The organism is Reyranella sp. CPCC 100927, assembly GCF_007859315.1.
Lineage (GTDB): Bacteria > Pseudomonadota > Alphaproteobacteria > Reyranellales > Reyranellaceae > Vineibacter.
This window is the reverse complement of sequence record NZ_VOHA01000013.1, coordinates 118,913-132,120: the sequence shown is the minus strand read 5'-3', so window position 1 is coordinate 132,120 and position 13,208 is coordinate 118,913. Positions and strand designations below refer to the sequence as shown.

At 66.6% G+C, this 13,208-nt stretch carries 13 protein-coding genes; 10 read left to right on the top strand and 3 right to left on the bottom strand.

All coding sequences use genetic code 11. From position 1 onward, the window contains the following. The first annotated feature begins 207 nt into the window (after positions 1 to 207). The 3 genes from FQU96_RS28005 (at position 208) to dapA (ending at position 3,740) form a co-directional block, all read left to right on the top strand. A complete protein-coding gene (locus FQU96_RS28005; protein ID WP_178130743.1) occupies positions 208 to 987 on the top strand; it encodes an EipB family protein in 780 nt (259 codons plus the stop codon). A 9-nt stretch (positions 988 to 996) separates the two neighbouring features. Beyond that, a complete protein-coding gene (locus tag FQU96_RS28000; RefSeq protein WP_146544663.1) occupies positions 997 to 2,427 on the top strand; it encodes a deoxyribodipyrimidine photo-lyase in 1,431 nt (476 codons plus the stop codon). A gap of 407 nt (positions 2,428 to 2,834) precedes the next feature. After that, the gene (gene dapA / locus FQU96_RS27995; RefSeq protein ID WP_146544662.1) at positions 2,835 to 3,740 is read left to right on the top strand and encodes a 4-hydroxy-tetrahydrodipicolinate synthase; all 906 of its coding nucleotides are present in this window, start codon (positions 2,835 to 2,837) and stop codon (positions 3,738 to 3,740) included. A gap of 56 nt (positions 3,741 to 3,796) precedes the next feature. Here the strand turns inward: dapA and FQU96_RS27990 are convergent, their stop codons facing one another. After that, positions 3,797 to 4,069: a hypothetical protein gene (locus tag FQU96_RS27990; RefSeq protein ID WP_146544661.1), complete on the bottom strand. Its 273-nt coding sequence runs from the start codon at positions 4,067 to 4,069 to the stop codon at positions 3,797 to 3,799. Positions 4,070 to 4,238: 169 nt separating this feature from the next. Between FQU96_RS27990 and FQU96_RS27985 the strand changes: the two genes are divergently transcribed. From FQU96_RS27985 to FQU96_RS27975, 3 genes are all read left to right on the top strand, one after another. Beyond that, the gene (locus tag FQU96_RS27985) at positions 4,239 to 5,273 is read left to right on the top strand and encodes a cyclase family protein (protein ID WP_146544660.1); all 1,035 of its coding nucleotides are present in this window, start codon (positions 4,239 to 4,241) and stop codon (positions 5,271 to 5,273) included. A gap of 92 nt (positions 5,274 to 5,365) precedes the next feature. Further along, positions 5,366 to 5,713, top strand: coding sequence for a hypothetical protein (locus tag FQU96_RS27980; RefSeq protein ID WP_146544659.1), 348 nt, complete (start codon positions 5,366 to 5,368; stop codon positions 5,711 to 5,713). Between the two features lie 54 nt (positions 5,714 to 5,767). Continuing rightward, a complete protein-coding gene (locus FQU96_RS27975) occupies positions 5,768 to 6,667 on the top strand; it encodes a TerC family protein (RefSeq protein ID WP_146544658.1) in 900 nt (299 codons plus the stop codon). A gap of 151 nt (positions 6,668 to 6,818) precedes the next feature. On the opposite strand, the gene FQU96_RS27970 is transcribed toward FQU96_RS27975, so the two are convergent. Together FQU96_RS27970 and FQU96_RS27965 are read right to left on the bottom strand one after the other, a co-directional pair. Then, positions 6,819 to 7,268 (bottom strand): DNA polymerase III subunit chi, encoded by a 450-nt coding sequence (locus FQU96_RS27970; RefSeq protein WP_146544657.1) that lies wholly within the window; start codon positions 7,266 to 7,268, stop codon positions 6,819 to 6,821. After that, on the bottom strand, positions 7,265 to 8,758 hold the full coding sequence (locus FQU96_RS27965) for a leucyl aminopeptidase (RefSeq protein WP_146544656.1): 1,494 nt from the start codon (positions 8,756 to 8,758) through the stop codon (positions 7,265 to 7,267). The genes FQU96_RS27970 and FQU96_RS27965 overlap by 4 nt, the downstream gene beginning before the upstream one ends. A 176-nt stretch (positions 8,759 to 8,934) precedes the next feature. On the opposite strand from FQU96_RS27965, the gene FQU96_RS27960 reads away from it, so the two are divergent. From FQU96_RS27960 to FQU96_RS27945, 4 genes are all read left to right on the top strand, one after another. Beyond that, positions 8,935 to 10,239, top strand: coding sequence for a peptidylprolyl isomerase (locus FQU96_RS27960; protein WP_178130742.1), 1,305 nt, complete (start codon positions 8,935 to 8,937; stop codon positions 10,237 to 10,239). Continuing rightward, positions 10,236 to 11,276, top strand: coding sequence for a 4-hydroxythreonine-4-phosphate dehydrogenase PdxA (gene pdxA / locus FQU96_RS27955; RefSeq protein ID WP_146544654.1), 1,041 nt, complete (start codon positions 10,236 to 10,238; stop codon positions 11,274 to 11,276). The genes FQU96_RS27960 and pdxA overlap by 4 nt, the downstream gene beginning before the upstream one ends. A 109-nt stretch (positions 11,277 to 11,385) precedes the next feature. Beyond that, positions 11,386 to 12,207, top strand: coding sequence for a 16S rRNA (adenine(1518)-N(6)/adenine(1519)-N(6))-dimethyltransferase RsmA (gene rsmA, locus FQU96_RS27950; RefSeq protein WP_146544653.1), 822 nt, complete (start codon positions 11,386 to 11,388; stop codon positions 12,205 to 12,207). A gap of 152 nt (positions 12,208 to 12,359) precedes the next feature. Next, positions 12,360 to 13,169: a 1-acyl-sn-glycerol-3-phosphate acyltransferase gene (locus FQU96_RS27945; RefSeq protein ID WP_146544652.1), complete on the top strand. Its 810-nt coding sequence runs from the start codon at positions 12,360 to 12,362 to the stop codon at positions 13,167 to 13,169. Positions 13,170 to 13,208: the final 39 nt, after the last annotated feature.

The window sequence follows — 13,208 nt, the reverse complement described above, 5'->3', positions numbered from 1 at the left end:
GGGAATCGCGCCCAAAATCGTCGGCGCGACGCCGACAATGTGGCCAATGAAGGCAGACCTGTGACCAGTGTGGTCTTCGAACGACGAGGGGCCGGCAACGTGATCGTGATGCGCGGCCCCTCCCCCGCGGCCACAGGATCGCCCACAATCGGCATCACGATCTTTCGGCGTGTCCGACAGGAACGCCTGCCTCCGGCCCGGATATCCATGTCCCGTATCGTCGCCCTCACCTGCCTTGTCATTGCATCGCTGGCCGTCCCGCCCGTGCTTGCCGCCGACCTGCTGCCGCATGAGGGCAACTACGCCATACGGCTGGGCACGTCGCCGACGGCCCCTCAGGTCGGCACAGCGCGGCAGTTGCTCGGCATGGATTGCCAGGTCTGGCGACTGGAACGGGACATCAAGACCGATATCGGCCTTGCGGCCAGCCTGCGCCTGACATCGGAGTCGGAGCTGCGCGGCGCCGAACCACGCGATGGCAGTGCGTTCGACTACCAGCTGCGCCGGGCACAGAACGGCCGCGAACAATCGCTCAGCGGCCGGGTGAAGGTCGGCAAGAACAGCGCCCAGGCCACGATCATATGGCCGTCGCGGCCCGTCACAGTTGACTTGCCGGCGGACATTGCCCTGCCGGTGGCGGGGTTTGCGCGCGTGATCGATGCGCTCAAAGGTGGCGCCACGAGCTTCAGCTTCGCGCTGTTCGACCCCGAGTTGACAGGCGACGCCCTGCAAATCGATGGCGGCATCATACCGGCCGATACCCTGCGCCCGGCCCGCCCCGATGCCCCCAAACTGCCCGCAGGCACCACGTGGCCGGTTGAAATCAGCTTCACGCGCGCCGGCGGACGCGCCCTGTTCACGGTCACCCTGCTGATGCACGAAGCCGGCCTGCTCGACCGGCTGACGATCAACACCGGGCTGATCGCCGCCAGCGCCGACCTGGTGACTTTCAAGCCACTGCCCCGCCCCGACTGCCCGACATCTTGAACGGCGCGTATGTCCGGCACCGCTATCGTCTGGTTTCGCCGTGATCTGCGCCTGGCGGACAATCCCGCGCTCACCGCGGCCATCGAACGTGCCGATTGCGTGTTGCCGCTGTTCATTCTTGACGATGAGCAGAGCGCCTGGCGACCGGGCGGCGCTTCTCGATGGTGGCTGCATCACAGTCTTGCCTCGCTCGACGCGAGCCTGCGCCACCTTGGAAGCCGCCTGATCCTCCGACGCGGGCCGGCATCTCGGATCATCGCCGAGCTGGTGCGCGATACTGGAGCGCGCGCTGTCTACTGGAACCGACGCTACGACCGTGACGGCCGCGCGATCGATACCAGGATCAAGAGCGCCTTGAAGGCGCAGGATGTCGACGCCGATAGCTTCAACAGCACGCTGCTGTTCGAGCCTTGGACGATGACGACTGGCGCCGGCGGTCCCTTCAAGGTTTTCACGCCGTTCCTGAAAGCCAGCCATGCCGTCCCATCACCGCAAGCCCCGCTGCCCCCTCCGCGCGCCATCGGCAGTCCACGGACGTGGCCGGTATCGGACACACTCGACGACTGGGCGCTGACACCAGCCCGACCTGACTGGGCCGGCGGCCTGCGTGCCGCCTGGCAACCAGGCGAACAGGGCGCACTGCAGCGGCTGACGGACTTCGTCGATCAGGCTCTCCCCGACTACGCGACCCGACGCGACAGGCCCGATGTCGAGGGTACGTCGCAGTTATCGCCCTATCTGGCGAGCGGTGAGATCGGGCCGCGCCAGATCTGGCACGCCGTGCACTTGGCCGCGGATCGCATCGGCAAGTCTACCGAGACGTTTCTGAAAGAGCTCACCTGGCGAGAATTCGCCTATCACCTGCTCTTCCATCACGACACGCTGCCGGAAGCCAACCTGAGGGCATCGTTCGACACATTTCCCTGGCGTGACGATCGTGACGCACTGCACGCTTGGCAGCGTGGCCGGACCGGCATCCCCATTGTCGATGCCGGCATGCGCCAACTCTGGCAGACCGGATGGATGCACAATCGAGTGCGCATGATTGTCGGCTCGTTCCTGGTGAAGAACCTGATGCTGCACTGGCGCCACGGCGAGGATTGGTTCTGGGATACGCTGGTGGACGCCGATCTCGCCAACAATGCGTTCAACTGGCAATGGATCGCCGGCAGCGGTGCCGATGCCGCGCCCTATTTCCGCATCTTCAATCCAGTCCTTCAGGGTGAGCGCTTTGATCCCGATGGTGCTTATGTCCGCACTTACGTACCCGAACTCGCGGCGCTGCCGGACGCCGTGATTCACAAGCCGTGGATGGCAGGCCCCGACACGCTTGACCGTGCCGGCATTGCTCTGGGACGCGACTACCCCGAACCGATCGTCGACCTCGACACCTCACGCAAGCGGGCTTTGGCCGCTTTCGCCACGATCAAGGGGCGCTGACCTGCGCCAGTCGCGGCGGCGAGCGCCGCAAACGCTGCCCCATCGCCATTGGCGACAGCCGGCGTGCCGGGTTCGCCGACGCTGCCCAGGGGCGACTCGCCACTGCGAACGATCACGGTTTCGATCGCAGGTATCGCACTCACGCGCACAACCGAATACGGGCCTGCCCTCCACACGCTGACGGGTGGCAGATGACAACGTCAGAATTGACATCCGGCTGGCGCCGCAGCATTGTCGGGCCATGCGCGTGCAGTGCATCCTGAAGTCGAAAAAAGCCCCGTGGCCCGGGGCCGATGGACTTCGTCTGCGCTGAACGCCGCGCACCGCAAGAACCACAGGACCCCGCCGGATCGGACGGGGTTTTTTGTTTGGGCCCCGCGCCTCCGGCTTCACAAGGAGAGCGCATCATGACCACCACTCCCACGACGACAACCCCGCAGGGCGTCTGGCTGCCATTGGTGACCCCGTTCCGGGATGGCGAACTGGACGAAACCTCACTGCGACGGCTGGTCCGCCACTATGCCGCGCAGCCGATCGACGGGCTGATCCTGGCGGCCACCACCGGCGAGGGCCTCACGCTCGATGAGGACGAGCAGGCGCGGTTGGTCAACATCGTCGCCGGTGACATCGAGGGCAGGCTGCCGGTGTTTCTCGGCGTGTCCGGCAGCGACACCCGCAAGCTGGGGAAGGCGCTGGACCATACGTCGGCATGGCCGATCGACGGCTACCTGATCGCCTGCCCCTACTACACGAGACCCTCGCAGGAAGGCCTGTTCCGGCACTTCGCCACCCTGGCGCGCGATACCGACAAGCCGATCATGGTCTACAACATTCCCTATCGCACCGGCGTCAACATGAGCACCGAGACGATGCTGCGGCTGGCCGAGCTGCCCAACATCATCGGCACCAAGGACTGCTGTGTCGACGCCGCGCAGTCCTTCGACCTGCTGCGAATGCGGCCACCGGGTTTTGCCGTGCTGACAGGCGAGGACGCTCTTTTCTATGGTGCCCTCACCCAGGGCGCCAATGGCGGCATCCTTGCCGCGGCACACATCGAGACCCGGCTGTTCGCGCGCGTCTACAATGCCGTGCACGGCGGCAATCACAGTGCGGCGCTGGCGGTCTGGCGCGATCTGGTCGACCTGCCGCGCCTGCTGTTCGCCGAACCCAGCCCGGCCCCCATCAAGCATTGGCTCTGGCGGGCCGGCCTGTTGCACAGCCCGGAGGTGCGTTTGCCGATGACCGAGGTCAGTGCCGGGCTCGCGGCGCGCATCGATGCTGAAATCGCGCGCCGCACCAGCCTGGCGGCGTGACATTCTTCAGGCTCTCCCCACACCGGCTGGGGAGAGTCTGGCTTTGATCGGTCCGATCAAGCCGGTGGCACGTTGTAGCCGGTCCGGCGGATCGCTTCTTCCAGCAGCCTCACGCCGCCAGCGAAGTCACCCTTACGACAGGCTTCGTAGCCAAGTTCGCGTTCGATGCGCCCAACCGGCATGCGACCTTCGCTGACGCGGCCGCCGCCATAGCGATCGTAGTAAGCTGCGAGCTGATCGCACCGCCTCATGTCCTGGGCCTGCGCGCCCAGCGGCGCTCCGAGCGTGATCATCGTTGCCAGTGCGCAGCAAACCCTGCGGCGTATCATGTATCCTCCTGGTACCCCCAAGTCGCCGCATTAACGCCGGACGAGCCCTCACCTTCCAATCGCGTTCATTCAACTCTGCGTCACACGCGCGTCAGGCTGACGCGCAAAGCGCTGGACCTTGCGCGGAGCGTCCGACCAACATGCGCCGTCACGGCAATGGAGGAGATGGATGAAACGCTGGACGCAGCGCCCCGAGGGTTCGACGTGGGGCGATTGGGGCGAGGATGATCAGCTGGGACGCCTCAATCTGCTGACCCCCCAGAAGGTGCTGCAGGGCATCGCCGAAGTGAAGGAAGGCCGCACGTTCTGCCTCAGCCTGCCGCTGGATCTGCCCGGCGGCAACGTGCTGAATCCGCGCCGCCTGCCACCAGTGCTGTCGCCGACCGGCGACGAGAACGGCTGGCGGTTCAACTTCCTTACCGGCAAGCTCGATCCGCGCCACCAGGACGTCGTGTCCGACGACCGCGTGATGCTGACGCTGCAATACTCGACCCAGTGGGATACTCTGGCCCATGTCGGCAGCCAGTTCGACGTCGAAGGCAACGGCAAGCCGCAGGCGGTCTACTACAACGGCTACCGGGCCGGCACCGACGTCGTCGGACCGCAGCCCGACGCCGGCCGTGACGGCTGCGGTCACCTAAGCTACGCCCACAAGCTGGGCGTCGAGAACATGGCCGAGAAGCCGATCCAGGGTCGCGGTGTCCTTGTCGACCTCGAGAAGCATCTCGGGCGCGACCACACCTTCGTGGGCTACGACCAGCTGATGAAGATCATCACTGCCGACAAGGTCGTGGTCGAACCGGGCGACATGCTGCTGCTGCACACCGGTTTTGCCACGATGCTGGTCGAAATGGGCGGTAAACCCGACCCCCAGAAAGTGCACGCCATGTGCGCCGTGCTGGACGGACGCGACCAGCGCCTGCTGCAATGGATCACCGACAGCCAGATCGCCTCGCTGATCGCCGACAATTACGGGGTCGAGGCCGTGCCGGCCCGCGATGCCGGATCCGGCGAGCAGCCGCTGCTACCGCTGCACCATCATTGCCTGTTCAAGCTTGGCGTCAATCTGGGCGAGATGTGGTACTTGTACGAACTGGCCCTGTGGCTACGCCAGCACCAGCGCTCGCGTTTCCTGCTGACTGCACCGCCCTTGCGTCTGCCTGGTGCCGTCGGCTCGCCCGCCAACGCCATCGCGACGGTCTGACGCACCGATCCTCCCCAAAACCACGCCTTGCGGGGAGGATCCGATGTCCGGTTTCGCTTGCAACCGGCAGCGGTGAGCCTCATTTTGGGCCCATGTTGCTGGCTCACCACGCGCGCAAGAACCCCGTTCGCGATACGTCGCGCAGCGGACAATTGTTTGTCGCGTGCGTGGTGGTGATGATGCTGTTGAGCATTTTCAGCGAGACCTGGGAACTCGCCACCCTCGAGGCCGAGTTCCTGGCCAGCGACGTGACACTGGAGTTCCTCGCGTCGCTCGGGCTTCGGCATTGGAGCCTGCTGGAGCTCATTCTCGCCGCCGGCGGACTGGCAATCGCGCTGTCCGCCATGGCAACGGTCGGTGTCCTGCTTCTGAAAGCCATGACCCCGACCGATCGCCGGCGAGCCGGCAAAGTACCGATAGAGACCTCGCGAACCTCGTGATTGTTCGCCGTCCGCACGCGCGGGCGGTACTTCTCGTTCGCAAGGGGCCTCCCCATGGAAATGGATATTCTATCCAGCGCATTCCTGTCCGCGCTGCTCGTCATCGTTCTCATCGACCTGGTGCTCGCCGGCGATAACGCACTGGTCATCGGTCTCGTCGCCCGGCACCTGCCCAAGGACACCCAGCGCAAGGTGATCTTCTGGGGCACCTTCGCCGCCGTCGCCGTTCGCGCCGTGATGGCCATAGGCGTCGTCTGGCTGTTGAAGATCCCCGGCTTCCTCGTCGTTGGTGGCGTGGCGCTGATCTGGATCGCACGCAAGCTGCTCGATCCGCAGGAAGGCGGCGGCGGCGACCACAAGGTCGCGGCAGCACAGACGCTGGGCGCTGCGATCCGCACGGTCGTCATCGCCGACGCCGTGATGGGCATCGACAACGTGCTGGCGATCGGCGGTGCCGCGCACGGCAGCATGCTGCTGATCGTGCTGGGGTTGTTGATCAGCGTGCCGATCATCGTCTGGGGCAGCCAGCTCGTGATCCGCCTGGTCGAGCGCTGGCCCGCCGTCGTGCTGCTGGGCGGCGCCGTGCTGGCCTGGACCGCCTATGGCATGATCGTGCAGGAGCCCTTGCTGAAGTCGTGGCTTTCCGCGCATCCGACGGCCAAGCCGATCCTGATCACCGCGATCTTCGCCATCTCGCTCGCCCCCTGGTACAGCGTCCACCTGCAGCCCAAGCACAAGCCGCTGGTGGTGCTGCTGCCGGCTCTGCTGCTGTGGCTGCTGGCCTTCGAGGCGGCCGAGGACATCTGGCACTTCGAAGTCGACTACCTCGAGGCCAACTCCATGCGGGACTACGCCATCCAGGCCGCCCGCTGGTTCGGTTGGCTGCCGTTTGCGCTGGCCTACCTGGCGTGGCGCGGCCGCGTGACTCAGCAAACGGCGACGGCACAGCGCTGATGCGTTCACCTCTCCCGCAAGCGGGAGAGGTCGCCAGGCGCGTAGCGCCTGGCGGGTGAGGGGCCGCATACGCGGCGCCTCGTCCTTGTCCCCTCACCCTCCCATCGCTTCGCGATGGGCCCCTCCCTCTCCCGCTCGGCGGGAGAGGGAGCTACGCCTTCTTCTCCCAGCCGCCGCGCTCGCCCTGCTGCCAGTACTCGATGGCGTGGCCGGCGTTCTTGTAGGCGGTCCAGCGCTGGCGGGCATCGGCAACGGCCGTGTCATCACGACCGTCGAAGATCTCCGACACGCGCTCGTAGTCGGCGACGTGCTCGCTGCGCGCACCATCGGCCACGAACAGGTACGTGGCGGCGTTGGGATTCTCGTCCACGTGAGTCAGCCAGATCGGATGGCGCGCCGCATGGCCGTCGCGTGCGCTGCCGTGCGGCAGGAAGCTACCGGGATCGAACGTCCACAGATGGGCGTTGAGGGCTTCGACCCGCTCGGCTGAGCCCAGCAGCACCACGGCACGCTTGCCACGCTCCAAAGTGAGGTCGAGCATGCGGGGCAGCACGTCCTCGATGCTGCCCCGCATGAGATGATAGAAGCGAACGTCGCTCACCGTTCGTAGTGGTCGGCCACGAACTGGTCGATCAGCCGCACGCCGTAGGCCGTGGCGCCCTTGGGGGTCGTTGCATCGCCCTTGTTGGACCACGCCGTGCCGGCGATATCGATGTGCGCCCAGGGGCGGTTGCCCTGCACGAAGCGCTTGAGAAACTGCGCCGCCAGGATCGAGCTGCCCTCGCGACCGGCGCTGTTCACCATGTCGGCGATATCAGACTTGATGCCCTCGTCGTAACCGCTCCCCAGCGGCATGCGCCACAGCTTCTCGCCGACCTTCGCGCCAGAATCGCGCAGCTGCGTGGAAAGCCGCGTGTCGTTGCTGAACAGCCCGGCGCGCTCATGGCCCAGCGCCACGATGATGGCGCCGGTCAGGGTCGAAAACTCGACCATCAACCGTGGATCGAACTTCTCCTGCGCGTACCACATGACGTCGCACAGCACGAGCCGGCCTTCGGCATCGGTGTTGGTGATCTCGATGGTCTGGCCCGACATCGAGCGCACGACATCGCCCGGCCGCTGGGCGTTGCCGTCGGGCATGTTCTCGACCAGACCGACCAGACCGACCGCATTGACGCGGGCCTTGCGCGCCGCCAGCAGACGCATGATGCCGATGACGGCGCCGGAGCCCGCCATGTCCCATTTCATGTCACCCATGCCGCCTGCCGGCTTCAGCGAGATGCCGCCGGTATCGAAACACACGCCTTTGCCGATGAAGGCCAGCGGTTTCTCGCCGCGCCGGCCGCCGTCCCAGCGCATCACCACCATCTGCGATTCGCGCCGGCTGCCCTGGCCGACGCCCAGCAGCGCATTCATGCCCAGCCGGCGCATCTGCGCCTCACCCAGCACCTCGACCTTCAGGCCCAGCTTGCCGAGGTCCTTGGCCCGCTTGGCCAGGCTCTCCGGGTAAACCACATTGGGTGGCTCGCTCACGACGTCGCGGGTCAGGAACACCGAGTCGGCGATCGGTTCCAACGCCGCATAGTGCTTGCGCGCCGTCGCCGCGCCCGGCACGTAGACAGTCACCGACGTCACAGTCGGTTTCTGCTCGGGCTTCTCCTTGGTCCGGTACTTGTCGAAGCGATAGGAGCGTAGCCGCAGGCCCAGCGCCACACGCGCCGCCAGTTCAGCCGCTGGCAGCGGGCTGCCGGACGGCGCGTCGACCAGGATCGACAATGCCTTCTGGCCGGCGTTGTTGGCATCGGCCAGAAGCGCGCCGCCGACACCTTCAGCGCTGCGGCGCGTCATTTCCTTGGCCGCCCCCAGGCCGGCAACAACGACCCGGTCGGCCGCAAGCCCGTTGGGCGCCATGATACTGAGGATCTGCCCCTTCTTGCCGGCGAATCGGCTGGCCGCCATCGCCCGCTTGAGCGCGCCTTGCGTTGCCTTGTCCAGCGCCGCGCCGTATCCCAGCAGCGACCGTTCCGGGATCGCGAAAACCGCGACACAACCGGCCGGCGTCTTGGCGGGTTCGGCGAACACAATTCTCATGACAGCCCCTCGTCACAGCGATTTCAACAGACTGCCGCACCTTGGCATGCGCACCCAGTGAAGAAAAGTGCTCGCAAGCACCGCGATTTAGCCATGATCTGTCCGCTATTTGCGTGCCCCGGCAGCCAGAAGCTATAATGAGCGGCCATTTTTGTAACAATGACCGGAACCTGATCGTGCATCGATTCTCCCTGCCCCGCGTGTTTGCCGCTCTCCTAGCCGCCGTCGGCGCCACCTGCGTCACGGCCGCGCCGACGTGGGCACAGGGTCATTGCGTTGCCGCCATGGTCAACGACCTGCCGATCACCGCTTTCGAACTGGCTCAGCGGGTGCGCTTCTCCCTGCTGGTGGGCCGCGTCGCCGACTCTGCCGATAATCGCGAGCGGATGGCGCGCCAGGTGCTGCGCCAGATGATCGACGAACGCCTGCAACTCGACGATGCGCGACGCAACGGTATCAGCGTCGATCAGAGCGAGATCACCGAGCGCCTGGCGCGGCTCGAGCAGGACAATGGCATGCCGCCGGGCGGCGCCCAGGCCTCCCTTGCCCGGGCCGGCATTCCGCTATCGGTCCTGACTGATTCGTTTCGCGCCCAGATCGCCTGGAGCAAGGTCGTGCTGCGCAAGGTGCGCGCCGGCGTCAACGTCAGTGCACCCGAAGTCGACGCCTCGCTGCGCCAGCTGAAAAGCAACGTCGGCAAATCGGAGAACCGGGTGGCGGAAATCTTCATCGCCGTCGACAAGCCCGATCAGGCCGACGAAGGCCTGCGCACGGCACGGCGCATCCAGGAGCAGTTGCGTGGTGGCGCGCCGTTCCCGGCGATGGTCCAGCAATTCTCCAGCGGTGCCTCGGCTGCCAACGGCGGCGACCTCGGCTGGGTCCTGCCCGGCTCTCTTGAGCCGGCGCTCGATGCTGCCATCGCCCGGATGTCTGTCAACCAGGTCTCCGAGCCGATCCGTACGCAGGCCGGCTGGCACATTCTGAAGCTGCTCGCGCAACGATCCTATGGCCGCGGCGGCGCCAACACGAGCGGTGGTGGCGGTGACGTACGACTGAACATGATCCAGCTGCTGCTGCCGTTGCCGCCCAACTCGTCGCCTGATGAGATCGAACGCCAGAAGGGCCTGGCGCAAGGCATCATCAGCCAGTCCAAATCGTGCGCCGACTTGCGTCGCCAGTGCGACCGGACCAAGGGCTGCACATCGGCCGACTCCGAGGGCGTCTCGCCTGCCGCCCTGCCGGCGACGATCGGCGACGCCGCGCGCAGCGCCGGCATCGGACAGGGCCTTGGCCCTTATCATGCCGGCAATGCCATGCAGATCGTCGCGGTGTGCTCGCGCGAGGGTGACAATGGTCTGCCCAGCCGTGACACCGTCGAGCGAACCATCCTGATGACCAAGCTCGAGGCGGCCGCACGGCGCTACATGCGGGATGTCCGCCGCAACGCCATCATCGACATCCGGAAAGACTGCCGCATATGAAACCGACGGCGACCCTTGCGCCGGTCGCCGTTACCATGGGCGAGCCGGCCGGTATCGGCGGCGAGCTGACCTTGAAGGCGTGGCAGGCACGCCGCAGCGCGGCCGGCGCGCTGGCCTTTTTCGCTGTCGATGACCCGGACCGGCTGCGCCGCGTGGCGCAGCGGCTGGATCTGGCCGTCGACACTGTCGAGATCGCAACGCCAGCCGAGGCCCCGGGGATCTTCGCCCACGCACTGCCCGTGATGGCGCAGCCACTCGCGGTGCCTGATCAGCCTGGTCACCTGGACGTCCGCAATGCCGGCGCGGTCATTGCCAGCATCGAGCGTGCGGCGCGGCTGGCCCGCGACGGCAGCGCCAGCGCCGTGGTGACCAACCCTATCCAGAAGAAGACGCTGCAGGCAGCCGGCTTTCCCCATCCCGGCCATACCGAGTTCCTGGCGGCGCTGGGTGGCGCGCCCGGCCGGCCGGCCGACGTCGTGATGATGCTGGCTTGCCGCACCTTGCGCGTCGTACCGGTCACGATCCACGTCGCCCTGCGCCGGGCGCTGGACATCCTCAGCACCGACCTGATCGTGCAGGCAGGACGCATTGCCGCCGATGCGATGCGGCGCGATTTCGGCCTCGAGGCCCCCCGGCTGGCCGTCGCCGGCCTCAACCCGCATGCCGGCGAAGGCAGGACCATGGGCGACGAGGACGCGGACATCGTGGCCCCGGCGGTGGCGGCGTTGCGCGCCGCCGGCATCGACGCGACCGGTCCACTGCCGCCCGACACGATGTTCCACGAGGCCGCCCGCGCTCGCTATGACCTGGCGCTGTGCATGTATCACGATCAGGCCCTGATCCCGATCAAGACCATCGATTTCGCCGGCGGCGTCAATGTCACGCTGGGCCTGCCGTTCATCCGCACCTCGCCCGACCACGGTACCGCGCTGGATATCGCCGGCACCGGCGCCGCCGACCCGAGCAGCCTGCTGGCGGCGCTCGACATGGCCGCTGACATGGCGCACCGCAGGGCCCTTCGCGCGATCGCGGCGTGATGGCGCCTTCTTCTGGACCGCGGGCGTCCACGCCCGCACTCGTCCGTAGCGATAGCGAAAGGCGACACCTTGAGCTGCCGGCGCTTCGCGCCGATGCGGGCATGGAGATATGACAACCCTGCCCCCGCTGCGCGAGGTGATCGCGCGCCATGAGCTGGCGGCACGCCGGTCGCTGGGCCAGCACTTCCTGCTCGACCTCAACCTCACCGACCGCATCGCCCGCGCCGCCGGCGATCTGTCGACCGGCACCACCATCGAGGTCGGCCCCGGTCCCGGCGGCCTGACGCGCTCACTGTTGCGCCAGGGCGCACAGCGCATGGTGTGCATCGAACGCGATCCGCGTGCCGTTGCCGCGGTCCGCGAGTTGGCGGTGGCTTATCCCGATCGCCTCGACGTGATCGAGGCTGATGCGCTTGCCGTCGACATCGCCGCGCTGGGTCCGCCGCCGCGGCGGATCGTGGCCAACCTGCCGTACAATATTTCGACCGCGTTGCTGATACGCTGGCTGCACGCAGCGCCGGCGCTGGAATCGATGACCCTGATGTTCCAGAAGGAAGTCGTCGACCGGCTCGTCGCCCAGCCGCGCACCAAGGACTATGGCCGCCTCTCTGTCCTGACCCAGGTCGTCTGCGGTGCCTCGCGGCTGTTCGATATCGCACCAACAGCCTTTGTGCCGCCGCCCAAGGTGGTATCGACCGTGGCCCGTCTGGTCCCCCTGGCCGCGGCGGGACAGGCCGTCGACCTGCGGGCGCTGGAGCTGGTGACCGCAGCTGCCTTCGGCCAGCGCCGCAAGATGCTGCGGACCAGCTTGCGGGCCGCCTTCGCTCAGCCTGAGGTCGCTCTCGCTGCCTGCGGCATTGCTGAGACGGCACGTGCCGAAGACCTGACACCGGCACAGTTCGTTGCGCTCGCACGGTCCAAGCAGTTGTAATCAAACGGATTTCGATCTGGTAAAAATATGACTATAGCGTCATCTTGTTTTATGAGTGACTACTCGCTAAATTGAACTGACCACAACCCGGCTCGACGGGACGTACCGGCACACGCACAGTCGGCACGGCTGCCGCAGCCTTGAAGGACCCCATGGCCCGCCTCCGTTCATTGGCGTTCAATCTGTTCTACTGGACCAGCACCGGGCTGACCGTCCTCGCCGCCCTGATCGTCGTGCCCATCCCCTCGCCACGACCGCTGCGTTGGATCCTGCACAACTGGGCGCGCCTCACGATGTGGGCCATGCGCGCCATTGGCGGCATGAGCGTCGAGGTGCGCGGCCGCCAGTACCTGCCCGTCGACGGACCGGCCCTGATCGCCAGCAAGCACCAGAGCGAATGCGACGGCACGATCATGGCGGCGCTCATTCCCGGCATCGCCTTCGTCGCCATGAAGGAGCTGTTCTCCTGGCCGCTGATCGGCGCGATCCTCTATCGGCTTGATATGATCCGCGTCGACACCTGCGGCGGCGAGCGCGAGCGGCGCAACCTCGCGACGTTCGCGCGCCGCGCCATCGAGGCACGCCGCGTGCTCACGATCTACCCCGAGGGCCATCTCATGCCGATCGGCGAGAAGGAGCGCTATCGCACCGGCATCTACTACATGTCGCGTGATCTGGACCTGCCGGTCACGCCGGTCGCCACCTGCGTCGGCCGCCTGTGGGAACGCTGGAGCTTCTGGAAGACGCCGGGCAAGGCTGCCGTCGAATTCCTGCCGCCACTGGCGCCCTCGGCCGACAAGGATACCTTCATGCGCGAGCTTGAAGACCGCATCGAGGAAGCCACAGCGCGCCTGGTGGCCGAATTCGGCGGCCAGCCCTACAGCCTCGCCCGCTATGCACCGCGATCCGAGCCGAAGACCGATCGCACCGCAACGCTGGCGGCCAGCACCGCCGACCCTTAAGCCCTCCCCACACAGTGGAGTCCTGGGAGTGCAGGCGTC